Origin of the sequence: Bradyrhizobium sp. CCBAU 21365 (assembly GCF_015291305.1) — a bacterium.
Classification (GTDB): Bacteria; Pseudomonadota; Alphaproteobacteria; order Rhizobiales; family Xanthobacteraceae; genus Bradyrhizobium; species Bradyrhizobium elkanii.
Genome location: NZ_CP030036.1, coordinates 2022297 through 2048367 on the forward strand (window position 1 = coordinate 2022297; position 26071 = coordinate 2048367).

Here is a 26071-nt window from a genome sequence, read left to right on the forward strand (position 1 = left end):
CGATCTGCTCCAGTGGACCGATGAGAACGACCTATCTCGCCTGACGTTCCAGCTTCACGTCTCCAGCTGCTTGCCGATCGGCAGGGCGCGGATGCGCTTTCCGGTCGCGGCAAAGATCGCGTTGATCAGAGCCGGCGCGAACGGCGGCACACCGGGCTCGCCGACGCCGCTCGGCGGGGTGTCGGCGCCGGGCGGCACGATGTGGACGTTGGTGATCACAGGCGACTCGTCCATCCGGATCACCGGGAAGTCGTCGAAATTGCCCTGCTGCACCTTGCCGTCCTTGAAGCTGATCTCGCCGTATTTGGCCAGACTCAGCCCCATGATCGCAGCGCCTTCGATCTGCGAGTGGATCCGTTCCGGATTGACATAGGTGCCGCAATCGATCGCGGTGTCGACCCGCGGCACCGAGAACTTGCCCTTGTCGTCGACCGCCACCTCGACGATGGTCGCGATGTAGCTGACGAAGGAGCGGTGCACCGCGATGCCGAGGCCGTGGCCCTTCGGCACCTTGCGGCCCCACTCGCCCTTGTCGGCGACCAGCTCGACCACCTTGCGTAAGCGCGCGGTGTCGATCGGGTAGCTGTCATAGGGCTCGCCGTAGTTCCAGGGATCCTTCACCGAGGACAGGTTGACGATCCGCGGGCTTCCGATCAGCTCCAGCAGCATCTCCTTCTGGTCGCGGCCTGTCGCATGCGCGATTTCCCCGACCATGGATTGCACCGCGAAGGCGCGCGGGATGTTGGAGACCGAGCGGAACCAGCCGATCCGCGTGAACGCGGCCGCTTCCGGGTTCTCGCACTGCAGGTTGGCGATCTCGAACGGGTTGTCGATCAGGCCCATGCCGAGCTCGAACGGCGCCTCGTGATTGGCGCCGGCGGCGAAGGTCGAGGCGATGGTCGGCGCCACGCTGCGGTGCCGCCACGCGATCACCTTGCCGCTCTTGTCTAGACCGGCCTCGATCCGTTCCACCGAGACCGTGTGCAGGAAGTCGTGATGGACGTCGTCCTCACGCGTCCACTGCACCTTGACCGGCGCGCCGAGCTCCTTCGACAGCAATGCCGCCTCGAGCGCGAAGTCGCATTTCGACTTGCGGCCGAAGCCGCCGCCGAGCAGCGTCACGTTGACGGTGACATTGTCCTCGGGGATGCCGAGCGTCTTGGCGACATCCTCGCGGGTGCCGCCGGGGCTCTGCACCGGCGCCCAGATCGTGGCCTTGTCGCCCTTGACGTCGGCGACCGCGACCGGCGGCTCCATGCTGACATGGGCGAGATGCGGCAAATAGTATTCGCCGGTTATCACCTTGTCGGCGCTCTTCAGCGCCGCATCGGCATCGCCTTCCTTGCGCACCACGAGGCCGGGCTTGCGCGCGGCTTCCTCGAGCGAGGCACGATAGGTGACGGAGTCGTATTTGGCGTTGGCGCCGTCGTCCCAGACGATCTTCAGCGCGTCGCGGCCCTTGATCGCAGCCCCGGTGTTGCGCGCGATCACGGCCACGCCGCCGAGCGGCTGGAACTTGGACGGCCAGGGCCAGCCCTTGACCTCCATCACCTTCTCGACGCCCGGCACCTTCTTGGCCGCGCTGTCGTCGAACGATTTGAGCTTGCCGCCGGTGACCGGCGGACGGGCGATCACGGCGTATTTCAGGCCGGGCAGGCGGACATCGGCGCCGTAAGGCGCCTTGCCGGTGGTGATGTCGTGCAGGTCGACGATCGAGACCTGGCCCTTGCCGAGATAGCGGAAGTCCTTGGGGTCCTTCAGCTTGAGGCCCTCGACGCTCGGCACCGACTCCTTCGCGGCGTCGGCCGCGAGCTCGCCGAAGCCTGCCTTGCGACCGCTCGCGCTGTGCACCACCTCGTGGTTCTGCGCCTTCACCTCGGTGACCGGCACGCCCCATTTCTTGGCGGCGGCGGCTTCCAGCATCGAGCGCGCCGAGGCGCCGATCTGGCGCATCGGAATCAGGTAATGCCGCGTGCTGCGCGAGCCGTCGGTGTCCTGGTTGCCGAACTTGACCTCGTCGCCATGCGCCTGCTGGACATGGACGCGCGACCAGTCGGCCTCCATTTCCTCGGCGACGATCAAGGGGAGGCTGGTGCGCACGCCGGTGCCCATCTCGGAGCGGTGCGCCAGGATGGTGACGATGCCGTCGGGGGCGATCGCGACGAACACGCGCGGATCGACCACGACGCCGTGCGGCATCTTGCCGGCGCCGGTCTCATAGGCGAACGCCTGGCGCGTCATCACGGGCGCGGCGAGCACGAAAGAGCCGGCGATGCCGAGCCCCTTGAGGATGCTGCGGCGCGAAACGTTCTCGACCTTCACGTGCTTCTCGAAGCCGCGAAGCTTGCCAGAATCTGTTGGGATATTGGTGCGGATATTCATGTCACACCCCCGTCGATGCGAGATGGACGGCATTCTCGATCCGCTGGTAGCAGCCGCAGCGGCAGATATTGCCCGCCATGGCTTCGCGGATCTGGTCGTGGCTGGGCTTCGGGTTCTGGTCCAGCAGCGCCGCGGCCTGCATGATCTGGCCGGCCTGGCAGTAGCCGCACTGCGGCACGTTGACTTGGCGCCAGGCCTTCTGCACCGGATGGTCGCCGGTCGGATGCAGCCCCTCGATGGTGGTGACCTCGCGGCCGACGACGTCGGACACCGAGGTGATGCAGGCGCGGACCGCCTCCTTGTCAATGATCACGGTGCAGGCACCGCACAGCGCCTGGCCGCAGCCGAACTTGGTGCCCGTGAGGCCTGCTTCGTCACGGAGATACCAGAGCAGCGAAAGATCCGGGTCGCCGTCCCAATTCTGTTCCTGGCCGTTGATTTTTAGTTTGATCATGGTCTGTCCTCGCTCTGCCTAAGCTATTGACCTGTGCGGCGCGAGGTGTGGAACGTCTTCCATCACCTGCGACCGCGCTGATGTTTGTTGTGCCAAGATATTCGTGAGCCAAATCTGCCGTGCGCCAAGGCCGTCAAGCGCTTGCGCTTTGTTCCAAGCACTCCTCTTGCTTGTCCGGCGCCGTGCGGGGCGCAGCATGGTGAAGGGCTGCGATGTTAGCAGAGACGGACGCCGGGTGACTTCACAGCCAAGTGTTTTGCATTGCCATTTGGCGAAAGCAGGGCCGTGCACGACGACGGCATGACATCTCAGGGTGGCCATCATGCAATCGCGAGGGCGGTGCCACTGTAGCGTGCAGGTGCGACGCGCTCGGGCAAGGCACGCGCGGCATTGCGCCCGGCACCGTCTTCCCCGGTGCGCGATTGCACACCTGAGGGCATCGCGCGGCGATGAACCCGGAAATCCAGCGGTATGGCGCCGGATGCCCCCCGGGGCGTTCGTAAAGCATGGCCGACAAAATCCCCGCCGCAATGCACAAGGCATCTTGCGGCGGCCGGATTTCGAGGCTATTGCCTTGCCTCTCAACGCTCCCTTCGTCTAGCGGTTAGGACGCGGCCCTCTCAAGGCTGAAACAGGGGTTCGATTCCCCTAGGGAGCGCCAATCATTTCAATGCCTTAGAGCTTTCATCGAAAACTCGTCGAATATCCGTTGAATAAGCGCCGACGAACGTTGGCGAACTCCGCCACACTAATTCAGTGATGCGATCGCCTAGCTCTCTGCCATAGTTGGTACCAACGTGACGCACAAAGCGGATCGCGGTCAGCGCCAGCCAGAGTTGGCGCTGCGACTATTCGTTGCTCGCGGTGAACATGTCCGAATTCAATCCATCGCCTAACGATGCGCCGATCAAGCAACCCGCCGAAGACAGGTTCGGTATCGATCCTTTTGCGCAGGCGCTTGCATCATCCATTCGCAAGATCAAAGCGCCGGAAGGCACGGTGATCGCGCTTAATGGTCCTTGGGGATCGGGCAAAAGCAGTGCCGTAAATCTTATCCTGCATCATTTGAAAGACGCCGTTGCCGCGGACGAAATCGCCATCGTGAACTTCGCCTGCTGGTGGTTTCGTGGCGAGGAGGCCTTGGCGCTGGCTTTCTTTCGCGAGCTTTACGCGGGCCTCGGCCCATCGCTCGGCGACCGCTTCAAGAAAGCTCTGCCAAAGATCGGGGCTCAGTTGCTGCGAACCGGCGCCCTTGTCGGTGCTGCTGCTGATCTTGCGGGATACAAGGGAGCCGGCAAGGCCGCCGAAGCGGGCCTTGCGTGGCTCGCCGATCTGATTCATACCGAGGACACGGTTGAAAAACTTCATGCCGAGTTGACTGCCGCGCTGGGGGCCCAGAAGAAGCGCTTCCTCATCGTAATCGACGACATCGACCGCCTGTCACCGGACGAGGCTCTTCTGATCTTTCGTCTCGTGAAGTCAGTGGGCCGTTTACCAAACGTCATCTACCTGCTTGTCTTCGATCGCGAGCTTGCCGAGGGGATCGTTTCGGAGCGGTTTCCTTCAGAGGGGCCGCATTATCTCGAAAAGATCATTCAGGCGGGCTTTGATCTACCGCTGCCTCAAGCCGCCGATCTCAATCAGGAACTGCTGCGCCAGATTGGCACCCTATGCGGCTCTCCCCCTGAGGAGCAGCTCAAGCGCTTTATGAATGTGTTCTACGAAGTCATCGCGCCGGAAATCCGCACGCCGCGCGATCTCATTCGTCTGATGAATGCGCTGGCCGTCACTTGGGCTGCCGTCGGCAGCGAGGTCGATCTTGCGGACTTTGTCGCCCTCGAAACGCTGCGGCTTCTTCGGGGCGAAGTCTACCGTGTCATTCGCGCAAACAAAGGCGAACTCTGCGGTTTGGCGCCGCGAGGCACGGGAGACGGACGGGGTAGAGCAAGTGAGATCGATAGCCTGCTGCTCGGCTCGGTAAAGGAGATCGACCGCCCGCGCTTGCGACGAGTGCTGATGCGGCTTTTTCCGCGTCTCGAAAGCGTGTGGAATAACCTTCACTACGGTGAGGGTTCGGACAGCGAATGGGTGCGCGAGCGCCGCGTATGCACGAAGGAGCATTTCGGTTCTTATTTCCGCTTCTCCGTGGGAGACGACGTTCTTCCTCGGGAGGAGATAAAAAGTATCATCGCCAGGGCATCCGATGCTGCTTTCGTGCAAGCTACCCTTCGAGCGGCTTTGTCCGTCGCGCGCAAAGATGGGACCACGAAGGCCCAGCTCCTGCTGGACGAAATGACTATCCATGCTGGCGATGTCGCCGACAAGGATGTCGGTCCACTTTTAACGGCGGTGTTCGAGCTTGGGGACGAAGTCGATGTTCCGGGAGACCGGGCGAAGGCCTTTTCGGTCGCCGACAATGTGCTCCGCATTCACTGGCTGCTGCGTCGGTTGACCTTGGAGCGCTTCGATCTAGCAACGCGTTCCGCCATTTTTGTCGAGGCTTGTTCTAAAGCCGGGTTGGCTTGGCTCGCCGATTTTTCCAGCTCCGCCTATCGCGATTACTATCCGGTCAACGGCAGGGCGCCCGAACCTGAATCAAATTGTCTCACGACGGAGGCAGACGCCGTTGCGCTGGAAGCCTTGACGCTCAACCGCATACGGGCTGCAAGCCAATCCGGCGAATTGCTGAAGGCCAGGCGATTGGCGCGGTTGCTATTCGACTGGCGCGACCTGGCAAAGGATGACGGCGCAGAGGTCAAAGCATGGACCGCGGAGCAATTCAAAAATGATGCTGCAATCGTCACCTTCGCGCGGGCGTTCACGACCTATTCGTGGAGCCAGGGTATGGGCATGTCCGGTCTTGGTGACATTGTAGCCAAGCGTCATACGCGGGCGGGTGTCGATTCCCTCGATAAAGTTCTTGATCTGGCGGCTTTCAGATCCCGCGTTGAGGAGCTGGATGCGCGCAACGCAACGGACGATGACGGCGCAGCGATCCACGAGTTTCTTGAAGCCTGGCGCCGTCGAGACAAGAATCCGCGCGACTAAGCCAATCGTCGCGCAAGCTCAGATGCTTCTCTATTCCGGGGGCGACGGTCCACTGCGATCTGTCCCCGTGCCGCCAGCTCTCAAAGAGTTACGGTCGGCCCTGTTTGAGGCCATCGGTTATATGTTCGGGAATTTCGATCTCGAACAGTGCCGTGGCTGGCGTTACGAAGGCGATATCAGTCGCGCCATCATAGCTGCAAGACGCAACGCCAAATACATTTCCAGCCGCGTTGAATAAGGCGCTAACAGTGGATCGCTATGCGCAGGTCTCACGCCAGCCGCTCCACTGGGGCGGGCGGTCGCTGCTCTGACCTGTCCGCGTATAGATGACAGCCCGGTCGTTCACGACAGGCCATAAGAGTTCGATGCGCTTTTCGTAGGAGCCGTTGTTGAAGATCAATCCGCGCGGTCGATGCAATCCCCACGCGGTCGGATTGTCGGGCCGTCCCAGCAAAAGGTTAAAGTGGACGCCCGCGACGCGAAGCTTGATGCCCTTGATTTCGCCTGTCGGGGCGTTTAGCGCCTCATAGTAGAACTCCGTTGCGAGCGTCAGAGGGGCGGCCGGAAAGGGGACGTACAGTCCCCATCCTTCGGGCCACCGCTCGCCAGTCAACAGACGCAGCAATGTGTCCGGAATAGCCGTGTCGCTGCTTTTGGCGGCCGCGAGGCCGCAGTAGAGCTTCAAAAACCATCGTTCGATCAGATTGCCGTCGACCTGTGTCAGAGGATGTGTGGCTTCCGGACGCTTATCTACGCCGTCGATCGCGCGAAACAATCTGCCGGCCGCCTTGTCCAGTTGGCTCAGTCCGGCGTTGTGCTTTTCGCACAAGACCTTTGCGACAAGCGCGTTGATCCCGATGCTCTGAAACGTATCCGGCGGCTGCCACAGAAGTCCTCCAACATGAACGGCACCGCCGCCGCCGATCGCGTCAAGAACGGTGCGCGAGATATAGTGCTCGCTGGAAATCTTGCCTTCGCAAGCGCCATGGCCGTGCAGGAAGCATCGTTTCATGGTTCGCCCGCCGTCTACGCCGCCAATCGTCTCCAGTCCTCTGCCGGAAACATCGCCGCGTAGTTTCGAAGCATGAACCACGCATAGGGCGGATCGTATCTTCGCCGGACGGTTTCGCCAGGTGTCCGTCCAAGCGCCTCGCAGCAAAGATCGATTCCTTTTCGGGCCGAGTTCTCGATCGCAACCCATTCCGTGGCGTCGCGGTCGGGGATGCAGTCAAGGAACGACAGATCGCGGGTTTCGAGCAGGTAGCCACCTAAAAGAACATGCACGCGATTATGATGTTTGGGACAAAGCCACTGATAATCATGGATGGCATCGTCGACGCCGCATTCGAACTGAAGCGCGAGCGGAAACGAATGATGCGCGTGAGTAACTTCCGGATCCGCATATCACACATGGCTGCGGCCGTTCGCGTATGAAGTCCCGGAATTCAGCTCGGGCCGTCTGAAGCCAGGCCTTTCGTCGGGCATTGAATTAGGCCCGCCCTTCAGGACTGCCGGCGGGCATCAAGGTTTCGACAACCGCGTTGCGCTCCGCGGAGTTGGGCTCACCGCACCGCTGGTAGTTGGCCTTGACATAGTGCGGCATCGGGTCTTCGCGCCGCAGCGGCACCAGCCAAGGCTTGACCCCGAGCGTCCGACAGGCGGCATAGCGAGCCCGCCCGTCCCAAATCATCCCTTCATAAAGAACGATTGGAAGCCGCTGGCCACGCGCGCTCATGTCTTGTCTCAGGACGCCATAGAGAGCGCCGCTCATTGTGGGCAAAGAACGCACGATCGGATGTACTTGGAGTGTTGGCATGAGTGCGGCTCCGAGCAACGATGCCCCTCCGAATCAAGAGGGGGTATGAATTATAGCACAATCTCGTCGTGTCCGTTGGCCGCAATCGGCGCGCGCGTCGTAAGAAAGATCTAGCCCACGAACTGGCGCTTGATCGACGAACGTCCCGCCGCACCGGTGATGCCGCTACGAGCGCGGCTTCGGCGGGATTGAGAACATAGGAAAGAAGCTTCTCTGGGTTTTGATACGAATAACATCGCTGGCGATGATCGTATTCGCCTTTCGGCGCTCGCCGCCGGCCTCGGTGATGACTTCGAGGTCCGGGTTATCGATGATTGCCGAATGGATGTCGTCGGTATGGGCAGGCGTGGCGTTGTAGATGCTCTCATAAAACGTGCCGACCTCTATCGCGTCGCCGAATTCCGATACAAGACGCGGAATGTCTGCCGTGAGCTGATCTTTGGCGGAGGCTCGTCCAGACATATCGAAAAGGTAGAGAGCACCGCTGTCGTGAGTGGGATCGTAAGAAAGCATATCCAGGCCTGACCGTCCGTAATGCGCCTGAAAGCTGCTATTTGCATGGAGTATGTCATTGTACCATTGCCGTGCCCTGTACGAGTTCGCGAAATGGATCAGCCAATATCGCCAGCCATCCGGGTTGTTGATCGAGAACGGGCTGACGAAGGGGGCACAGCTCCAGAATGCGCCGAAGACCAACTTCTCGGCAACGCCAAGCCAGGTCTTCTTGTTCATGCCGCCTTCGAGGTTCTTTAAGTCGGCTTCGCTCAGGTCGATGGCGGCGAGTTGCGACGCCAGTGCCGTCGGCTCTTTTGCCCGCAAAAACGCGAGCAGAGACTCGATTGCAAAAGTGTAAAAGATTTCGGCCGACGGATAGGAGCGCATGATGTCAATCAGCGTCGAGCGATTGACGCGACTGTGTCCGCATTGGTCGAGATTGAATACGACGTTGCGAAATCGGCCCTGTTGCAGCGACTGCTTGATGCCGGGATAAGCCGTCTCGAATTCGTCGCTTCTGTATTCGACGCTGATGTGCAGCTTGGGATGATGTTGCCTCACTTCGGCAAGAAGCGGGGCGACATGGGTCTTCAGAATCTCGATCGCTTGCAGACTGGCGTCGTTGAGAATGAGCAAGCACTCGATTTCAAGGGGTTTCAGACCGTTGGCGGATCTGTAGATGTTGAACCGCTCCACCGCGGCCTTCAGCTCCTCGAGGAAGATCAACGGCGAGCCGGGGGCGCCGCAGCTATATTTTCCGGCGCCGGCGAATCCTTCGACGATGGCCAGCCGGAATTTCTCCTGTTGAGGCAGTTGGCAGCGAACGGTCAGGTAGCGAGAGAAATATTCTCTAAGTATTTTGTGTTTGCGCTTTGAATGCTCTTCAAGCTTTGCACCGTCAGGCCACTGATAAGGCTTTTCAACCATTCTCCCCCACTAGCCGGCGCCCATGGCGTGTTCTGGCATCTGATCCCAAAATTGACCGCGATATTCGCGTCCATTCGCCTTTTTTGAGCGGCGCTTGTTGTCTTTGCCCCATGTTCCCCACTGCTTGAAGAAGAAGGCCGTTCGTTGCCGCACGCACTGCGCATAGATTTCGTCGATCCACTCTTCCCTGATCGGCCTTGCCGCACTGCCGCTTTCTCCGCCGACGATGGCCCAATCGATGTCCTTTAAATCAATCGGGCCGACCGGTCCGATCAGGGGTTCGAATGAAATGAAGCGGATTGCGGCCGGTACGGCGCGAAGATCGTCGGCACGATCGCGCACTTCCGCGTTCTCAATACTGGTCCCAAGCCAGACGTTCGGGAGAATCGTGTCCACCCGATCGGCGACAAGTTGAGCCATGCGCCGCGGGCGCTTGGTGAGAATCTGATAGTTGTGCTGCGGGGTCGCCCGCATAACCTTCCAAACATCCAAAATGAACTGATCCGTGACCTGCTCGTGGAACAGATCGCTCATTGAGTTGACGAATATCTTCTTCGGCTTCTTCCACCCGTAAGGTATGTCGAGCGCCGCTCGATCCTCCCTGACCACGCCGTTCCAGACGGTCCGCTTGCCGCTGCGCCGCGTTAGACCCTCGTACTTCTCGACGCCCATGGCTTCGAGACGCTTGGCCATCTGCATTGCATAGCAATTCGTGCAACCGGCCGTGACGATGGAGCAGCCCGCGACGGGATTCCACGTTGCATCGGTCCATTCAATATGCGTCTCGGCCATGCGACTACTCGAAGTTACTAGAGTGAGAAGTATATCAAACTAAAGAGAAGTCCTCACCAACTCAATAATGCCTTCAGCAGGATCGAAAAAACAAAGCAATTCTTATCAGTAGCTCGCTTCGTGTGAACCTCTCGCTGCCTACAATGCGCTGAGATCGTCCGGTACGTCGCCGAACTTCCTGATGATCTTTGCATCGCCGAAGTCGCCGGTGGCGGGATCACCTGTACGGCTGAAGGCGACAGCTCCGACATGTCCCGGTTTGCGCGACAAAGCTTCCGCGCGCATGACGACCGCCGTCGAGTTGAAGCATTCGGTTGGCTCGCCGGCCACGATGCCGTCGTCGGCAGCGACGAAGGGCAATGCCACGAAGTAGGTCACTTGCGTCATGGTATGCTCCTAGCCGGAATATGTGCGAAATCGCCCGCGGATGAAGGCGTGCGAGACCGCCTTGTTCAATGCCTCGTTCTCGGATTCCAAATAGCTGTTCGCAACGATGAGCGCGCGAATGGTCGCGCGCAGATCGCTGCCGCATGTGTCGATCGCCTCGTCGACGGCAGCCTCGAGATCATCCGCGCCTTGTGCGTTCGGCTGAGATTCCGAGGACATGGCGCCGTCCCTGATTGACCGGGCTGGCCCTATGTTCTTATTTTGTTCTCATGAAGTCAAGCTGCCGTTTCACCCCGCCCTGGAGCCTGATCCGGGAAAATTCCGAGTATTATGTTATCCGGACGAAGGCCTTGTCCGACGTTTCGGCGCTCTTGTTCGACCGCCGCGGTGTTGCGCGCAGCGTCAAGCGCGCCGATGCGACGGGTGAGGGCCTTGATCTCGGCTGCGTCGTTGAATTTCAGCCGCGGCCAACCGTCAATTGCTTTTGCCAGGCGTCGCAGCCGGTGAGGGCGGTGAAATCCGAGCCCGGGAATTCGATAATGCGCAAAATACTTCGCGCCGGCAGCGGCTCTATGGCGCAGTCGGTGTGCAGAACAGGTTCACTCGTCTGCAAACCGTTCCAGATCAGGAATTGCCGCGCCACTTTCATGTCCAAAAATGACGGCCCTCGGAGACTTGAGATCGGCACCTCGGCCTCAACCAGGCAAGGCGTGCCGATGCCGGCAAGGAGCGGGCCACGAACGGCATGCGTATCGTGCGAATTATAAAGAGACTCGCCACCCCAGTAACTCAGAAGATCCGAAAGCCCGGTCTCGCTGTCCAGGTTCGGCGGGAAGAAGCAGAACCAGATGCGGCCGGCCCGGTTCTTCTCGGCGGCCTCATTGTCGGCTATCAGCTCGGCCGCGTTCGCGGCATCCAGCAGGCCGCCGTCGCGCAAACTCTCGATGCGTTGGTGAAGCATCGCCTCGTTCGGCAACTGCATGCCTGACGATCGTATCCGTGCGATTTCTGGTCGGATCAGCCGGGTGCAATGATAGCCGTGGAGGGTGTAGTTGTTGAGGACCTTGCGCAGCTCGCCCAGCGCGCGATCATAGTCGGGGCCGGACACCGACTCGCCGCCTTGCGCACCGATCTTTTGAAGCTCCCAGGCGCGAAAAACGGCCTGATGCCGCCGGAGATGATCGAGCAGCTCGTCAGGCCAAGTGTCTTGTTTGTTCATGTCCATGGCTGAAGATCGCAGCCTGCGCTGACTTTCGCAAGGCGATTGCGCGCGCATCGGCTGATGCTGTCGTTCTCGCTTGGGACCGAGTCGCTCGCTATATTTGAAACTGGCCGAAGCTCGGAGGCGTTTGGCGGTGGATATCGACGAGTTCAGAAATTCCCAGATGCGGCTGTACGGGCTCACTAAGGCCGATGAGAGCTATACGTTCTATCACGACGAGACCAACAATATCATCAAGCTGCATGTCGGCGTCCAAGGCTTGAACGTCGCCGAACTGAAGGTCTTCGTTCTGGGCGGTGTCGTGCACGAAGGGGCGCCTCGTGCCATCGACATCGAGCCCTTGCGTGCGGCCATGCGCGTTCAAAAGTCGGCGCCCGAAATCAAGCTTAAGCACGTTGCGAAGGGCGACTTTCTTGCGGTGTTGCGCTCTGCCAAGCTGACGACGGTTTTGCGCTGGATTGCCGACAACGGTTTGATGATCCACTATCATGACCTCGACCCGCTCTATTGGTCGATCGTCGATATCATCGATTCTATTTTGTCCGAACTCCGCGATCCTGTGCTGATCCAATATCATGCGCTGCTGAAGAGCGACCTGGCCGCGGTCCTGAGAAGCTATCTCGCGGCAACGATCAATCTGTTCTATCGCTATAATTATCCCGACCTGGTCCCGGAACATCGCAAGCCGTTCCTGAATGAACTCGTCGATCTGCTGAACCATAGCGTTGACGTGCTGTCACCGGTCAATGCACGCATGTTAAAGAACGTGCTCAAGGCCGGCCGGAGCCTGGAGAGTCTTGATTTCATCGAAGGCTATCCGCCCCATCTGCTCATCGATGACTTCAGTACCTTCTACATGGGCAGGATTGCCATATTCAAAAATTCCGCACACGTCCTCGACATGGAGGAGTCGATCCGCGACCGTTTTGAACGCACGCCGCTCACCAGCGGTGGCAAGCCGGTCACTCACTATCGCTTCGCGGATTCCAAGGCCGAACCCGGCATCCAGCTCTCCGATATCGTCGTGGGCGTGCTAGGCAAGATGCACACCTATTTCACGGAAACGGCTGCGGAGGAGATTGCGGCGGATCGCGCCGGTCTAGCCGGCACCAGCTTGCAGAATGCCGAGCTGCTGCGCGATCTGATTTCTGCTTCGCACGTGGCCAACATAGCCTTTCTGAATCATGTCTCGAGCCTGCACGATCTCGACAAATTGGACCTATTCCTGCGCTTCTACGACGGGGCCCACGCCGCATGATAACCGTCAACGCGCAGCGGCGAGCAGTCGGGATAACGTGAAAAACATACCTGTCGAGAAGTAGCTGCGAAGGCGCCAGACTCTACCATCTAAGCGCGTCCGCGATCTCGCGGCTGGCTTGATGCGATGGTTGCCCGTTGTGCCGCTGTAGTGGTGAACGTGCGCGGCCAATCGTAATTCTTGCGGTGGACTGGAGTACGCGGAAACAGCGTATCAGTTGACCAGTAGCGCAATTTATGCATAAGTCGATATTGCCGGCGCGATATCGCAACAGGCCGGGGCGAGGTCCAAACTCGCTCCGGTCCGCGCTGGATTTTAGTAGGTGCCGGAGGCGAATGAGCCAAGATACGTTCTTGAAGGAAGACCTTGCCAACCTCCGTAAGGAGATGAGGCTTACGCAGCAACAGATGGCCGACGCCCTCGGCATGGCGCTGCGCGCTTATCAAAGCATCGAGTCGGGAGAGTCTGAGTATCGGTTTATTCATCGACTGGCGGCTGAGCGAGTCGCGCTCATGATCGCGGCGGACCGAAAGGAGCCCATGCTGGCACCGTCATCCGTTCGCGATGATGCGATTGAACTGGTTCGCGTCGGCCGCCTGACCGGTGCCCCGGTGTTCCAGAAAGCGCGCACTGACGACGGTAATGACAAGGCGGCGTCCGCTGAATATCAGGCCGCGGGATTCCGCGCAGCCTATGGCACCGTCGGCGAAGTGGTCTTGCTCGCAAGCGCGATCGACAGCCAGCTCAATCACGTACTTATACAACTGCTCCATCTTGTCGAGTCGCCCATGCTCGAGGCCGTGATCGCTACGCTGGATACGGTGCGCAAGATCGAGATGCTGAAGGAGCGGTCGACGTTTATCGCGCAAACACGCTGGCAAAAGCCGGTGCGGATGTATGTCGAGAAGGTCGAGCGCGTATACAAGTGGAGGAACATCGCCTGCCACACGCCGATGATTCCGGACGAGAAGCACGGCGCGGTGTTCGTGCCGACTGCGGCGGCCAAATTGCTGAAGGGCTTGCAGTTGAACGAGCCGGTCGCAAAGCGCGTGCCTTACTCGGAGCTGGAAGCCGCGATCAAGATCGGCGAGTCCGCTCTGGCGGAGGGCATGAGCCTCATAGAGAACTTTCAGAAGGTAAATATCGAGCGGAAAAAGCGCTTCGGTTGAATGGGGGAGCATGGCCGGGTTTGAGGAGTTCGAGCGTTGCATGGCGTGGCTGACGCAAACGGAACGAATGTCGGGTTGCTGACATGAACGAGACGCTTCGTAATCTATTCGTCAAGCGGCTGATCGAAAACATCGAGGTCATCGCGCCGGGGCCGCGCTTCGAGCGGTTCGGCAACGCTTATGTCGACTTCTATTTGGGGGTTCCCTTGGGCCATCGCGGGCTCAATGCGCTCGGCAATCCGGTCGGACACACGGTCGATACCGTATCCGATCAGGGGCATGTGGCTGCCGAATATACGATCGACAAGAAATACTTCGATGGCGATATGGACAAGGCGCGGAACGATTTCGAGCATGCGCGCAAAAAGCATCCGAACGCGAAGGACGTTTTCCTCTTATGCACCGAGACTGCGGGGCCAAAGCGATACAGCGAAATGGTCGAAGAGGCCGCCAAGTACAGGGCGAAACATGGCGTAAGCATTCACCTTCATGATGGAAGGCGCATTGCAGAGACGATCGTCGACCGGCTGCTGGGAAACGACGCTGTCGTCGAGCGGCTCGGCGAATATTTGCCCGCGTTGGGGCAGATTCGCGACGAATACGAAGCCAGCAACCTCGTGCCCGATCCGGGTAACGGCTATCTGGCGCGTCCCGCGGTGGAGAAAGCTGTCGCGGATGCGCTTGCCGCCTCGTCTTGCGTCAAGGTCGCTGGGATGGGTGGCAGCGGTAAATCGCAATGTGCAGCCGCGGTCGCGGCGGCTCAACGGCAGCAATACGATCTGATCATTTGGTGCGACGCAAGCCAGCTCAGGCATTTGGAGCAACTCGCAAGCCTACCTGTGGCGCGGTCGGGTGTCAGCCGGAACGTCGTCGCCTTGCTCCGAACGATGCGATGCCTGCTCGTTCTCGACGATGCTCGGGTCGTGTTCGACCGGGCGCGCGTCGTCGGCATGTGCGGAACTGGTTCGAAGGTCCTCATTACAACGCGGCAGGCGGATGCCGATGCCTATTTGATCCCGCCGCTCGAACCGGAAGACGCGCGCGAAATGCTGGGCAGTGGCATTGATGGCGGCTGTCCCGCAGAGGTATTCGACGCGGTATGGTCGACGATCGGCGGTCATCCACTGACCTTGCGGTTGATGAATGCCGCAGTCTCAGATCGAACCGCGAGCTGGCAGGAACTGGTTGCCGACTGCCAGGCCGTGGCGGAATTTGTTGACGACCGCCAGGAGCGCATCGCCGATCGGATCCTTCGCCGGTTGATGCCGGCGCTCAATCGCGAACTTTCGCTATTTGCCTGGGCGGGACAGCCGACGTGCGATCGCGGATTTGCCAGGCATGCCATCCAGCCCGTTGGACTGCGCAAGCTGCAAACCTATTGCCTGACGACGCCCGACGCTGGCGCCAGCGTGCGGATACACGACATCGTCTATTCGTGCCTTGGCTCGACGCCGGAACTGCTCACTGACGCGCGCCAACGCGAGCTCGGCGACGCATTCGAGGCCTATATCCGCTCGGTCTACAGTCTCGACTTGGAGCTTGTGGCTGTCTGCTACGGAATGAAAGCCGTACTCGAACGCCTCGTTCGCGCGGGCGATCGCCGTCCTGCTTTTCTTTATTGCCTGCTAATGGGCTGGGACCCTGCCGAGGTGGACCCTGCCTTGATGGGCGACATCCATGCCTATGCGAAAAGCCTGGGCGGCGTGCAATCGCCCGAGCCTATCGCTATTAGCGTCGCGCTTGAAGCTATCGAGGCTCGTTACCGCCACGAGCGGCCGTCGTCGTATGATACCGCCAAAGCCAATTTGCTTTCCGCTCTGCCGATTTTCGACGAACTGGCCGCATTGACCGGATTGACGGATCGTTCGCAGGCCGAAATTCAGCATCACCGCGGCAAGGCGCTGAAACTCGTTGGCGAGACCACCGAAGCGATAAAGGTGTTCGAGGCCGTATTGGCCGGACCGGTTCCGCTTCAGGCCGCGCGTCTGCAACTGGTCCGCATGTATGCGAGAGAGCGAAAGCACGCGGATCGTGCGCAGCAGCTCGTGTCGGAGATATTGAAGACCGCGCAACAGAAGCCGCAGGAGGTTGCGAGTTCGATCGTGCTCGGCAGCATTGAGTCGCTGTCCGGCGCAGTGCCGCCCGATCGCCAAAGGCTAATTTACGCCGACCATGGCGACATGATCGAGGAGCGGATACTGACATCAGCGATGGTAGGAGCGGATCAAGCCTATCAGGCATTTGCGGTCATCGGCCGCTACTGGGCATGGAACGAGCCGCAGCGATTCAAAAGCGTATTCAACTCGCTGCCGCGCCGCTCTGTGGCCGACGTGACGCGGGACTATGACCGCTCCGCTTATGGAGAAATCCTGCTCGAAATCGGTGGCGATACAGATATCCCTCAGCAAGAGCGTCAGATCATGCTGGAGGACTCGCTTGGATTCTTCGAGGCGATCGAGAAGCCTTCACCATTCCAACTGCGCAAAATGGGCGAAGTGCTCGTCAAGCTGTCAAAATGGGCCGATGCCGAAGCGGTGCTGCTGCCGCTGGAGGCCAAGCAGGAGCCTTGGCGCAGCTATTGGCTCGCGAAGGCAAGACTCGGAGCCGGAAAGGCTCAGGATGCGCTGCAGGCCGTGGACGCCGGGCTCCAGAAGCTCGATTCGTCCAGTCAGTATTTGAGCACATTCAAAGCACTTCGATATGATATCCGCGTGGACCTCGGTGACTCAGGGGCGATTGACGACCTTCGCGAAGCGGCCGCAAGCTGCACCAATGATCGGTACAAAGCCGTCTTGATGCAGCGTCTTGCTGCGGCTGAATGTGCAAAGCCGGCATGATTTGCCGAAGCCAGCCGGTCTATCCGGCAGCCGAAGCCCCCGGTCAATAGGCTCGACCTCACTGGATCAGCGTTTGGAGGATTTCACGCCCGCGCGGCGCGCTGTGCCTGCTTTTCGTTTCAACTTTCGGGCCTTCGCAGGCGGCTTTACTTCTGGACTCACATCGACGCCGAATTCGAGGATGGTCTCGCGACCGCCGTGCTTTGACAGGACGCGCTTTCCGTTGGAAATCGTGCGGCCGTCAAACACCAATAGGTAGCCTAGGTTCGTGTCCCGGTTTTTCATGTACTGCGTGATCTGCAGTTCGCCTGACGCCGCGCGAGAATGTCATCGGCAGGATGCGGCGCGGATCCGCTCCACTTACAATCAGATGCGCCAAACGGTGTGCGAGGGTGTTCGTCTTGCCGGATCCCGCTCCTGCTGTCACGAACAGCGGTGCTCCGACGTGAATGCTATCCGGGACGCCGTGTTCGACAGCTCGACGCTGGATGCTGCAGCCGAAGCGAGCATGAATCAGTTTCCCCGCTGAAATTCAACGCTCGATGATTTCCGCTGGAACCGCAACACGGTCGACCATCCTGCCACTGCCCTTTGGAGCGAATGGCAAATTCGGCCTTCGTCCCCTGCGCGACGGCACACGGTCGTCGAGCCGAGGCTACACCGTCGCCTTGTCCTCCTTGTCGGCGCCGCGCATGACGATCTTCAGCGCGTCGTCAGCCAGAGGGCGCTGCAGCGCCTTTGCCTCGTCCCAGGAGGAGCGCATCCAGACCTCGCGCTCCTCCTCCGTGGTCAGTATCACGGGCATCGCCTTCGGATGAATCGGCTCGACCACCGCATTCGGCGATGTGGTCAGGAATCCGTACACCAGGTGAGGACCGGGGATTGGTTTGGACTTTGTGCCGCGATCGCCCTTGAATTCAGTCCAGATGCCGGCGAAACAAAAAAGCGGGCGGTCGTTGCTCAGCGCAAACCACACGACGTCTTTCTTCTTTGTCTCGGGACTCGGCTCGCGAGCATACTCGGCAAAGCTGTTTGCGGGCACGACGCAGCGGTTCTCCGGCTTCAACCAGCCGCGCCAATGCGGTGACGACGTATTGCGGATGTTGGTGACAGGTGGGCCCCCGTCCTGGGTGGGGGTGGCATGCCCCAGCGCATCATCACCATCTCTCCGGCATCGCCGGCATTCCGGATTACCGGGGCTGGATAAATCCGAAAATACGCCAGGCATCGGCGCCAGATTGCCGACATAACGATTCATGCGGCTGAACAAAGCGGCGATCGCCGCTTGATTAGTGGTGATGCTGTAGAGGTTGCACAAACTGGTGAGCCTTCGCGTTCTTCCCTAGTCTAAAGTTGTTGTGCGGGACGCTGCCGTCGGCGCCGAATGTCGTATTTGATGGCCTTGGCGGCAAACGCAACCCGCCCCTTGAGCCGCTGCAAGCGTCGCCAGATTGGATGCGATCGAAAGCGGCGCTTACCGTTGCGCGGTACGGGCGGCAGCCACGCCGCCGCTGGCCCAACATGAACATTGATACCGTAGGCAAATTGTTGCTGATTGTAGGGCGCGCCACGATACAAGATCGCAGCACAGGTTTCTGCCAACTTCCGGTACAAAGCGTTATCGGTCGCGCATCCGGACAGAAGTGCGATCGTCATGCGCTCATCGCCGGCGGTAGCTACGACAGTTACGTACAGCGCCTTTTCGTCTGGCTCTCCAATTTCAACACTCCAGCCGGAATCGCGCAGCGGTCGAACCAGTTCGTTGATGCAGTCATCCGCTAGAAGCGCTCTTCGCAAAAGACCGCCGTCATCCGTGGGCATCACCGGCACCAGACGTCCATGTTTTTGGAAACGCCGCTGCTCGCGCCGCTTTAGTCCCATCTGCCCAAACCCGCGCGCCAAGGCTTGCTGCCAAAGCAGCTTGCTGTCCTCATCCATCACGGGGAAAATCAGCGACACATTGTGCGTATCGTCATGCCAGGATTCGATCAGCGCCAAGGTCGCCAAGACAACGACCAGGCGCTCGAAATTGGATGATTGTTGCCAAAGCGAATGTGTGCCGTGCGCGAACATGTGGCGGTTCAACCATGTGCCGCCGTCATACTCGTCGGTCTTCCTGAAGAAGGAATTGTGCAGCCAGCGGCGGAACGTCTCAAACGCAAAGACGCGCTCGTCCTGACCAAACAAATAGTCTTTGCTGAGATAATCAGCTGGCACCCACATTTTCTCAAAGTGACGCTTTGCGGCCGTTGCGATGGCGCGATCGACCACACGGTCAACTTTCGTCGGGATCGAAACATCCTGTTCTGAAGGTGACGCGATCCGGCTCAGGCTGCCTTCGATCGCGGGTATGAGTGCTGCAATGCTCGACGCACGATAGCCATTATAAAAGGCGAGGTACGCTTCCCGCGCCAGGGGACATAACTCACTGAGACTGCGGGCTTGGGGCAAAATTTGCGCGATGCAAATTGCCTGAAACGAAAGCGTGTACAAAGTGGAGGTGTGATACTGAAACCACTGCAGAGCTTGCTGCCGCGAACTGTGTCTTGCCGTGGCAAGAATTTTGGCGACGTCGCGCTTGGGAACCCACAGCGGCGAGAACCACTCCATCTTCTCCCACAGCGCGGCCTCGGCGTCCGCTAGCGCGCGCCGGGACGACCAACTCGGGTCGTCCTCCGTTGGACTCTTCGGAAAACATGCTTTTGCGTCGCCGACGCTCAGTATGATTGCCGGGATCGTGGCAAAAGCTCCGACTTCGCGTTCCTCGACGCCGGTTACATTAAGTCCGCGCTCCCGAGCCCAGCTCTCGATCAATTCAGGAGTCAGGGCAGCGAGCGATGGCGCGTTCAGCGCGCGACGCCAAATGCCCTGAAAGTGTTCACTAATATCGGATGTCATACTGGCGCCCTGCCTTGCGAATTTCGGACCTTGCCTCTGGCGGCTGGCCTCGGTCCAGATTGACCCGACCAGCTTGTTGTTCTTATTTTGTTCTAACGGAGGCAGCCCGCCGTTTCAAGCCGCCCTGGACTGTGGTCCGGGAAAATTCCGAGTGCTACGTGGTCAGGGAACCAATGGCGTGACCCTCGGCTGGGTCTATTGCGGTGACGACAAGCAGCGGTACAGCTTCGGTGTCAGCAAGCTGTCGTCAGATGAAGCGCGCCGCGTCGGCAGGGCGTTCGCGCACATCCCGGAATTCATGATGCCGCGCCAGGGCTTTTATCCGCGCGGTGGCGGGCCGCGCTGGCGGGCCGACCGGCCGTACCATGTCGCGCTGGAGGATCGCTATATCCGGGAGCACTGGGACGAGATCGACGCCCTTTGCAAGCTCAACAGCCTGCCTTTCAACGCAACCGGTGAAGTCATCGAGAATGGTGGCGTCTGGAGAGTCCACGAGTTTACTTGGCAGATGGATGCCATCCTGTTCTGGGCACGCTTCGAGGGACGCTGGCTGCGCGGAACGGAGTTTCATTTTCCCGAGTTGCCCGAGAATCTACCGTCGCTCAAGCCGCTCACAAACTGGCCCAAGTTCAATCCGCGAAATCTGCGCTGACTGCTGGTGTCCCCTCATGATCGAACGCCTCGGATTGCTCTTGCTGCTTGTTTTGCTGTCAGGCGGCGCCGTGGCCGACAATTTCGTTGGTCAGGCCAGCGTCGTCGATGGCGACACACTGGAAATTTACGGCACGCGCATTCGGCTGTGGGGCGTCGATGCGCCGGAAAGCAGTCAGCTCTGCCGCGGCGAGGACAGCTTGCAATTCGTTGCGGCGCGGAGGCGGCGAATGATCTCGACAGCTACATCGGCCGGCGTCCGGTCAACTATGTTCCTCTCAACCTGGATCAATATGGACGCACTGTTGCCACGTGTTCGATCGGCGGCATTGATCTCGGCGAATGGCTCGTGCGCAACGGTCTAGCATTGGACTGGCCGCAATACTCCGGGGGACGATATGACGCGGCCCAGCGTGACGCCGAGCGCGCCGGCCGCGGACTCTGGAAGGGCAGTTACGTCGAGCCCTGGCGCTATCGCGCCTGCACTCGCGCCAACGGAAGGCCATCCGCCTGCTCAGATGACGCCAACGCGCATCCCTGAAACCTGCTACGAGGCGGCACTCAATTATCCGCACCTTGCGAGCCGCCGATCGAACGTCATCGCGAGGGCGAATGACGCGATCTCATTCCGGTTTCGGGAGCAGGTCCAGATAACCGCCATCACCCAACGCCGCCATATAGCTGATCGTCTCCGCAGCCAGCGAACGCCCCCTGCCGGAGCCGCTCGCGATCCCGTTTGCCAGGATGAGACGAACCTCCGCCTGCTGGGTCATATAGACCCATCGATCAAAGCGAGGGCTTTTGGCGAGAGCCGCGAGGACCTCGACGGCGTGTATCCGATGCTCCGCGGAGAGCTTCGCTAGATGCCGCAGCACGCTATAGGGCTCCGAGGGCGCAAACCCGATTGCCGCCATCGCCAACACCTGGTTCATCAGCCAAGGGCCGTCGATCTTGCCATTGAGGAAGAACTGCCCGATCGTCCCGATCTCCTCGCGAAAGTAGTCGGGGTTCGACGACGCCTTGGCGGCCGCGAGCCTTCGGTCCCAGTAAGAATACGCGCGCGCCCGGAATGGCTCGGGAAATTGATCCGGCGGCTGTCCAAGCTGCGTCCCGAGAAACCACATCGCGCTTTTTCGTGCGCTGGCCGGTGCAGTGTCCCAGAACAATTGGAACACCTCGTCTGGCAGCGCTGACCAAATGTAAAGAACGACGAGGTAATGCGCTAAACGTTCTTCGACATGGGTGCGATCGTCCGGGCCGTCATCGGCGCTGAGGCGGTTGATTTCGGCGACGTAACAATCGCGCATATCCGCGGCCAGATCCTTAATAGGGCCGCTATCGTTGGCGAGATGCGAGATCCAGCCCGCATCACGCAGCGACAAATCACTCGCAGGCAATATTTCAGTGATGTGTCGGCGGAACCAGGCCTCGTCAAAAAAGAACAGCCAGTTGAGATAGCGTCCGACCACAGCGCGGGGAATGCGGCCAGTCGGCGTGTCGTCGGCCAATTCGGCTTCCAGGATCGTTCGCAATGCCGGAAGTCTTTCGAGCGCTGCTCGCGGCGCTTGTCCGATCGGGCTGCTATCGTCCTTGCTGAGCCAGAACAGCACGAGGACGACAAGCTCGACCGTCATGCCGCGCGCTGTGCCTTGCGCTGCGAAAAACGGCGAACTCCGATAGCTCTCCTCGAATGACGTGCTCTCCGACAGCCGCGGCGCCTGGCGATAAAACGCGGATACCAGCCGTGTGACCAGCTCCGCATGCTTGAATGGGATGCCCCGCGCGCCCTGCCGCAATCCCGATGCGAGGAGAGCGGCTCCGGCTTTCAGGCACCACGAGGTATCCGCATCGTCGCCTTCAATGCCGCTTGGCACGTGCTCCGTTGATTGAATGACGCTTGCGACCAGCGACACTGCGCCGTCCCAGTCCAACGACTTCCGGTTATTGGATGCGTTCTCTAACCCTTCCAATACTCTGCGAACATAAAGCAATGGAAGCCCGGCAAAGCGCGGCGCGTTTGCCGAATACAGCTCCGGATTTTCGCCAGCAGCCAGCCGCAGTCCCTGCGCCAGCGCGGTCATGGTCTGACGCTTCTCTTCTGGTGACGGACGCCATGCCTGCAGAAAGGCGATGATCTTATCGATGGGCGCTGCCTGAAAATCGGGAGCCTCGGGCGGTGGCGCCTCCGGCTCGTCAAATCCCCGCCGCCACGCGTCGGGATCGCCAAGCTCCTTGACGGCCGCCGTCACTTGCGCTTGCCGGTCCTCGGGCAGCACCGAGCGCCAGCCCCACAGAATGTCACGCACCGCCGAAAGCCGAAACAACCGCTCGTCTTTGGCCGTGACCGGCCTCTTGCTGTGGGCCTCAAATCGCTGCTTCCATCCTCCGATGTACTTATCCGGAACGCTGTCCACACATGCCAGCACACGCTGCTGCATCGCCGGCGGCAGCGAAGGAAACCACGCTTGTGCCAGCGCGGCATATTCCGTGCTGCACCAGCTTGCTTCGATCAAATCGGTTTTGGTGAGATACCCTTCGGCCAGTTCGGGCGCGTGACCGGGATAAAACGACAGCACGTGAAGCGCCAGCCGCACGAATATCTTCGCGGGATGGCTGGTGATTTCGAGCATGACCTGCTGCGTGCACGAAGGGGCGGTCTTGATCGCAAGCTTCGCCGCCTGGATAATTCCGCCGACCAGGGCGTCAATGACGTCATGCTTGACGCCGTGCTCGGAGATCTGTCCCGACAGGTAGTAGGTGTAGTCAGACGGCGGGTCTTCGCTGAACTTGCCGCTAATTCGCACCGCTCGGTCTAGAAGGCTGCACAACAGACCAACGGCTTCAACGCCGCACGCCGGAGCCAATGCCTTCACCGTGTCCGGCAGGAAGTGCTCGTACATGTGCTGGCTGAACAACGTGGCAAGGCGCCCGCCGTTGTCGAAGACCTGAAACAGCACGCGCGCCACGCGCAGCGCCGCAGCTCCGTGGCCAGCTTGCGCCAGCCGTCGTAACAGGTCATGTGGCGCTTGCGCCATAACGAACCGGGCATTGCGCGTCAGCCACGTCTCGGCGAGGTCGACCAATGGCGCCGCATCATCGGCAGGGAGTGCCGCCAACACTTCAATGCCCAGCTGTTGCACATCGACGTGCTGTGAAGTGCCGACACCACGCAGCGCCTGAACGACCTGGCTGCGGACCTCCGGGTCCTCCGAGCCCGCCATGCGCACTAGATAGCGGCCCGCAGGCCACTGGCGCAGCAGCAGCCCATCACCCGCGTCGTCGTCGGCGGGCAAGGTCGGCCCCACCAAGAGATTCTCGGCCGCCAAATGAGGGAGCCAGTCCGCGGTCTGGAGTTGATTGAAGAAATGCCACAGCAGCGGTAACGCACCAGGTATTTCTTTGACGAAAATCTTCACCGCCGCCGCGCGATCCGCCATCGCGACGAGCTGGTCAACGCGTTGCATGAAGGCGGCATACTTTCCTTGAAGCGCGATCATCAGCCCGCGGACGACCGTGTCGAACGGTTGCTGCCATTCGAGCCGAAACTCTTCATCGACGACTAGAGACCGATAAAAATCGCGGCGGTGGGCCTCGCCATGGGCCTGAGCAATCGAGATCCATGCCCTGGCGATATCGCCGTCAGCGCCAAGCCCGAGACGCGTCACGATCGCCTGAATCTCCTCCTTATGGCTGCGGCGCGGCCGCAATTTTTCGACGGCGCGGTTGACGGCGTCATCCTTGAAGCCGAGCGCGCGCAGTTGCTTCCTGGCCGCCTTGAGTCGCGCTTTATCCTCGGTCGTCGCCTCAAGAGCGACACCTATTGGCCCTGCCAGCGTCTGCCGCAGGACTGAATCGAGCTCCCGTATGGCATGGCCAGCTACCGGAACGGATACGCGAAGCGGGATCGCGCCCGAAGCCACGCGGCAAAAGTCGACGTAGCGATCGGCAATACTCTTGCCGAGCATTTGCCGCATCAGCGTCGCCGTATTTTGCTGCTCTGGTGAGAGGTCGCCTCTCTTGGTGGGCTCGTTCATCTAACGCTGTCGGTTAACGCCCCGCGTCTTGGCGCGGCGGGAAATGAATTCCCTCATCAAGGGCAGAAAAAAAGCCTTGCTGAAATGGCCAAGCAGCGGCTCCGGTTCAAGGTAGAACGACTGGCCGATGATATCCTGATTGTACTCGTCAAGAATGATCCAGAGCCGCAGCGTGGCATCAAGCCCTGCGCGTCGCTTTTCCATTTCTGGAATTTCGGCGGCAAAACGATCGGAAGAGGGCGGCTGGCTGGTGATTGGAAACAGCACCAGGATATCCTCGCCCTTGGGCCGTGCAATCCGCACACCCACAGCGACCGGACGGTGCTTGCGACCTTCGGTCTCCCCTCGCTCGGCCTCACGTACCCACAGATAAGGAAAGCGGATGACACATCCGGTGCGAAGCTCGTGCTGGCTCACGGATCGTCACCGTCCCGCTCATAGGCATCGACCGCATTCTTAACGTCCTCAAACAGCTCGTCCGGCATCGTCTCAAGCCGGCCGGCCATCCTGGTGTCGGCTCTGGCCTTAAGCCTGCGATAGTCTTCGATGCTGAGCAGCACCAGGCGCGGCTTATTCCGCTGGGTAATGGTGACGGGCCGGCGCAGCGCCTCAGCAATGATGTCTCCCGATTTTCGGGACAGATCACTCGTCGAATATTCGGTCACACATCGATCTCCAACATTGCTGTAATATACAACATTGCTGTAATTTACGCAAGTGCTTAAATACCGGAATAGTCGATCCGCACCGGCCGTCTAGCGCTCGATCTTGCGCGGCTTCTGCAAGTCAGCCGGAGCTTTGATCACTCGATGCGCAGCATCGTCCTTTCGCTTTTCGGCGGCTGCTTTCCTCCGCTCTCGCCAGCCCGACAGCAGGAACACAAGCAGGCCGGGAATTCCGATGATGGAGGCAATGACCTGTAAGTCGCTCGTCACGTTCCGGCTGAAAGCCATGAACACAGGCCGATCCAGGACGACGAGGTTGATGATGCGCGCGTCCTCGGCATCGGGTTTTCTCGGAAATAGCTCGCCGGCCTTGGAGGATGGCAACGGCTTTTCGCGCACGGTCGGCGCATCCGTGATCCAGAACTGATCGACGATCCTTACGCTCTTATTCCCTACGGCCGAGGCAGTCACCAGGAAGGTCGTCGAACTACCGTCCTTGAGCGTCAAATCGATGCCGTCGGCCGGGACTATCTTTAAAGAGGGCCCATCAATCGCGATGTGCACCCGAGCGTTTGGATCGTGCTGATAGGTGCTCGCTACGTCCGAGAGCGAAACCGATATCGGTAGATCGTCGCCAAGATACAGCTGCGCGGGATGATTGACAGTGAGCTTATAGGCTTTCTCGGGGCTCCCGCCGTGTCCGCTTAGCGGCCCTAACGTCGCGTCCCAGATCTGAATGCCATCGGTCAGGTATGCGCTACGCGTCACCGTCAGGGCCGCAGTTAGCGCCAAGGACAGGCCTATGCCGGCGACACCGCAAGCCAGGAATGCGAACCTCCAATTTCTGATCCGTGCCCAGACAACAGCATTCTCGCGAGGGTCCGAGGGTAACGCTTCATCCGAATTCGTCATGAGAACGCCCGCGTCCATTCGTTGCGCAATCGAACCGTCATCGTTACCGCGAGAGCCACAATAAGCTGTCCACCCCGACTTTGAATATCGATTTCGGCGACCATGTCGGAAGGGCCGGTGTAGA

General features: G+C 60.0%; 22 protein-coding genes, 1 tRNA gene and 2 pseudogenes. 8 read left to right on the plus strand and 17 right to left on the minus strand.

The genetic code is table 11. The annotated features are described in order from the left end of the window. Positions 1–54 precede the first annotated feature (54 nt). Positions 55–2382: a molybdopterin cofactor-binding domain-containing protein gene (locus tag XI02_RS09560; RefSeq protein WP_172648476.1), complete on the minus strand. Its 2328-nt coding sequence runs from the start codon at positions 2380–2382 to the stop codon at positions 55–57. A 1-nt stretch (position 2383) separates the two neighbouring features. Then, positions 2384–2836: a (2Fe-2S)-binding protein gene (locus XI02_RS09565; protein ID WP_016844872.1), complete on the minus strand. Its 453-nt coding sequence runs from the start codon at positions 2834–2836 to the stop codon at positions 2384–2386. A 586-nt stretch (positions 2837–3422) separates the two neighbouring features. On the opposite strand from XI02_RS09565, the gene XI02_RS09570 reads away from it, so the two are divergent. Together XI02_RS09570 and XI02_RS09575 are read left to right on the plus strand one after the other, a co-directional pair. Further along, a tRNA-Glu gene (locus XI02_RS09570) sits at positions 3423–3497 on the plus strand. 209 nt (positions 3498–3706) lie between these two features. Continuing rightward, on the plus strand, positions 3707–5884 hold the full coding sequence (locus XI02_RS09575) for a P-loop NTPase fold protein (RefSeq protein WP_028343441.1): 2178 nt from the start codon (positions 3707–3709) through the stop codon (positions 5882–5884). 256 nt (positions 5885–6140) lie between these two features. Here the strand turns inward: XI02_RS09575 and XI02_RS09585 are convergent, their stop codons facing one another. The 7 genes from XI02_RS09585 to XI02_RS09615 all read right to left on the minus strand — a co-directional run bounded on the left by XI02_RS09585 (position 6141) and on the right by XI02_RS09615 (position 11526). Next, a complete protein-coding gene (locus tag XI02_RS09585) occupies positions 6141–6896 on the minus strand; it encodes a hypothetical protein (RefSeq protein ID WP_016844874.1) in 756 nt (251 codons plus the stop codon). A 477-nt stretch (positions 6897–7373) separates the two neighbouring features. Continuing rightward, the gene (locus XI02_RS09590) at positions 7374–7619 is read right to left on the minus strand and encodes a hypothetical protein (protein ID WP_125459155.1); all 246 of its coding nucleotides are present in this window, start codon (positions 7617–7619) and stop codon (positions 7374–7376) included. 246 nt (positions 7620–7865) lie between these two features. Next, positions 7866–9122, minus strand: a complete 1257-nt coding sequence (locus XI02_RS09595) for a three-Cys-motif partner protein TcmP (RefSeq protein WP_028343442.1) — start codon at positions 9120–9122, stop codon at positions 7866–7868. A 9-nt stretch (positions 9123–9131) separates the two neighbouring features. Beyond that, positions 9132–9914: a phage Gp37/Gp68 family protein gene (locus XI02_RS09600; RefSeq protein ID WP_028343443.1), complete on the minus strand. Its 783-nt coding sequence runs from the start codon at positions 9912–9914 to the stop codon at positions 9132–9134. 138 nt (positions 9915–10052) lie between these two features. Next, complete coding sequence (locus XI02_RS09605) at positions 10053–10301, minus strand: hypothetical protein (protein WP_016844879.1); 249 nt, start codon at positions 10299–10301, stop codon at positions 10053–10055. 9 nt (positions 10302–10310) lie between these two features. After that, positions 10311–10520, minus strand: coding sequence for a hypothetical protein (locus XI02_RS09610; RefSeq protein WP_016844880.1), 210 nt, complete (start codon positions 10518–10520; stop codon positions 10311–10313). A gap of 238 nt (positions 10521–10758) precedes the next feature. Next, positions 10759–11526 (minus strand): hypothetical protein, encoded by a 768-nt coding sequence (locus XI02_RS09615; protein ID WP_016844881.1) that lies wholly within the window; start codon positions 11524–11526, stop codon positions 10759–10761. A gap of 130 nt (positions 11527–11656) precedes the next feature. Between XI02_RS09615 and XI02_RS09620 the strand changes: the two genes are divergently transcribed. The 3 genes from XI02_RS09620 (at position 11657) to XI02_RS09630 (ending at position 16787) form a co-directional block, all read left to right on the plus strand. Then, the gene (locus tag XI02_RS09620) at positions 11657–12781 is read left to right on the plus strand and encodes a DUF3800 domain-containing protein (protein ID WP_028343445.1); all 1125 of its coding nucleotides are present in this window, start codon (positions 11657–11659) and stop codon (positions 12779–12781) included. A 335-nt stretch (positions 12782–13116) separates the two neighbouring features. Further along, positions 13117–13950, plus strand: coding sequence for a helix-turn-helix transcriptional regulator (locus XI02_RS09625; protein ID WP_016844883.1), 834 nt, complete (start codon positions 13117–13119; stop codon positions 13948–13950). A gap of 83 nt (positions 13951–14033) precedes the next feature. Next, a complete protein-coding gene (locus tag XI02_RS09630; RefSeq protein WP_028343446.1) occupies positions 14034–16787 on the plus strand; it encodes an NB-ARC domain-containing protein in 2754 nt (917 codons plus the stop codon). A gap of 66 nt (positions 16788–16853) precedes the next feature. Here XI02_RS09630 and XI02_RS09635 read toward each other — a convergent pair whose 3' ends face one another. From XI02_RS09635 to XI02_RS09650, 4 genes and pseudogenes are all read right to left on the minus strand, one after another. Beyond that, positions 16854–17072: a hypothetical protein gene (locus XI02_RS09635; protein WP_125459156.1), complete on the minus strand. Its 219-nt coding sequence runs from the start codon at positions 17070–17072 to the stop codon at positions 16854–16856. Between the two features lie 31 nt (positions 17073–17103). Continuing rightward, positions 17104–17301, minus strand: a pseudogene (locus tag XI02_RS09640) (UvrD-helicase domain-containing protein); the annotation flags it as partial. 141 nt (positions 17302–17442) lie between these two features. Then, a pseudogene (locus XI02_RS09645) lies at positions 17443–18105 on the minus strand (SOS response-associated peptidase). Positions 18106–18134: 29 nt separating this feature from the next. Then, on the minus strand, positions 18135–19685 hold the full coding sequence (locus XI02_RS09650; protein ID WP_016844886.1) for a hypothetical protein: 1551 nt from the start codon (positions 19683–19685) through the stop codon (positions 18135–18137). Between the two features lie 178 nt (positions 19686–19863). Here XI02_RS09650 and XI02_RS09655 point away from each other — a divergent pair, with 178 nt between their 5' ends. From XI02_RS09655 to XI02_RS46280, 3 genes are read left to right on the plus strand one after another with little or no spacing between them, the layout of a single operon-like run. Beyond that, positions 19864–20337, plus strand: a complete 474-nt coding sequence (locus XI02_RS09655; protein ID WP_016844887.1) for a hypothetical protein — start codon at positions 19864–19866, stop codon at positions 20335–20337. A 16-nt stretch (positions 20338–20353) separates the two neighbouring features. Further along, positions 20354–20701 carry a hypothetical protein gene (locus tag XI02_RS09660; protein ID WP_311990552.1) on the plus strand — a complete coding sequence of 116 codons (348 nt, stop codon included), beginning with the start codon at positions 20354–20356 and terminating at the stop codon, positions 20699–20701. Next, complete coding sequence (locus tag XI02_RS46280; RefSeq protein ID WP_311990334.1) at positions 20584–20877, plus strand: thermonuclease family protein; 294 nt, start codon at positions 20584–20586, stop codon at positions 20875–20877. Before XI02_RS09660 ends, XI02_RS46280 begins: the two co-directional genes overlap by 118 nt. A gap of 82 nt (positions 20878–20959) precedes the next feature. Here the strand turns inward: XI02_RS46280 and XI02_RS09665 are convergent, their stop codons facing one another. The 4 genes from XI02_RS09665 to XI02_RS09680 all read right to left on the minus strand — a co-directional run bounded on the left by XI02_RS09665 (position 20960) and on the right by XI02_RS09680 (position 25947). After that, complete coding sequence (locus tag XI02_RS09665; protein ID WP_028343447.1) at positions 20960–24370, minus strand: hypothetical protein; 3411 nt, start codon at positions 24368–24370, stop codon at positions 20960–20962. Then, on the minus strand, positions 24371–24787 hold the full coding sequence (locus XI02_RS09670) for a hypothetical protein (RefSeq protein WP_016844888.1): 417 nt from the start codon (positions 24785–24787) through the stop codon (positions 24371–24373). Beyond that, positions 24784–25035 (minus strand): type II toxin-antitoxin system Phd/YefM family antitoxin, encoded by a 252-nt coding sequence (locus XI02_RS09675; RefSeq protein WP_016844889.1) that lies wholly within the window; start codon positions 25033–25035, stop codon positions 24784–24786. Before XI02_RS09675 ends, XI02_RS09670 begins: the two co-directional genes overlap by 4 nt. 90 nt (positions 25036–25125) lie before the next feature. Then, the gene (locus XI02_RS09680) at positions 25126–25947 is read right to left on the minus strand and encodes a hypothetical protein (RefSeq protein WP_125459157.1); all 822 of its coding nucleotides are present in this window, start codon (positions 25945–25947) and stop codon (positions 25126–25128) included. Positions 25948–26071: the final 124 nt, after the last annotated feature.

What these genes read in the sequence shown, in the direction of transcription:
- XI02_RS09605 (WP_016844879.1), bottom strand. Translation starts at nt 10,301, where the DNA reads ATGACGCAAGTGACCTACTTCGTGGCATTGCCCTTCGTCGCTGCCGAC.
- XI02_RS09610 (WP_016844880.1), bottom strand. Translation starts at nt 10,520, where the DNA reads ATGTCCTCGGAATCTCAGCCGAACGCACAAGGCGCGGATGATCTCGAG.
- XI02_RS09575 (WP_028343441.1), top strand. Translation starts at nt 3,707, where the DNA reads ATGTCCGAATTCAATCCATCGCCTAACGATGCGCCGATCAAGCAACCC.
- XI02_RS09680 (WP_125459157.1), bottom strand. Translation starts at nt 25,947, where the DNA reads ATGACGAATTCGGATGAAGCGTTACCCTCGGACCCTCGCGAGAATGCT.
- XI02_RS09665 (WP_028343447.1), bottom strand. Translation starts at nt 24,370, where the DNA reads ATGAACGAGCCCACCAAGAGAGGCGACCTCTCACCAGAGCAGCAAAAT.
- XI02_RS09635 (WP_125459156.1), bottom strand. Translation starts at nt 17,072, where the DNA reads ATGAAAAACCGGGACACGAACCTAGGCTACCTATTGGTGTTTGACGGC.
- XI02_RS09600 (WP_028343443.1), bottom strand. Translation starts at nt 9,914, where the DNA reads ATGGCCGAGACGCATATTGAATGGACCGATGCAACGTGGAATCCCGTC.
- XI02_RS09585 (WP_016844874.1), bottom strand. Translation starts at nt 6,896, where the DNA reads ATGAAACGATGCTTCCTGCACGGCCATGGCGCTTGCGAAGGCAAGATT.
- XI02_RS09650 (WP_016844886.1), bottom strand. Translation starts at nt 19,685, where the DNA reads ATGACATCCGATATTAGTGAACACTTTCAGGGCATTTGGCGTCGCGCG.
- XI02_RS09595 (WP_028343442.1), bottom strand. Translation starts at nt 9,122, where the DNA reads ATGGTTGAAAAGCCTTATCAGTGGCCTGACGGTGCAAAGCTTGAAGAG.
- XI02_RS09590 (WP_125459155.1), bottom strand. Translation starts at nt 7,619, where the DNA reads ATGAGCGCGCGTGGCCAGCGGCTTCCAATCGTTCTTTATGAAGGGATG.
- XI02_RS09630 (WP_028343446.1), top strand. Translation starts at nt 14,034, where the DNA reads ATGAACGAGACGCTTCGTAATCTATTCGTCAAGCGGCTGATCGAAAAC.
- XI02_RS09660 (WP_311990552.1), top strand. Translation starts at nt 20,354, where the DNA reads ATGATCGAACGCCTCGGATTGCTCTTGCTGCTTGTTTTGCTGTCAGGC.
- XI02_RS09615 (WP_016844881.1), bottom strand. Translation starts at nt 11,526, where the DNA reads ATGGACATGAACAAACAAGACACTTGGCCTGACGAGCTGCTCGATCAT.
- XI02_RS09625 (WP_016844883.1), top strand. Translation starts at nt 13,117, where the DNA reads ATGAGCCAAGATACGTTCTTGAAGGAAGACCTTGCCAACCTCCGTAAG.
- XI02_RS09560 (WP_172648476.1), bottom strand. Translation starts at nt 2,382, where the DNA reads ATGAATATCCGCACCAATATCCCAACAGATTCTGGCAAGCTTCGCGGC.
- XI02_RS09565 (WP_016844872.1), bottom strand. Translation starts at nt 2,836, where the DNA reads ATGATCAAACTAAAAATCAACGGCCAGGAACAGAATTGGGACGGCGAC.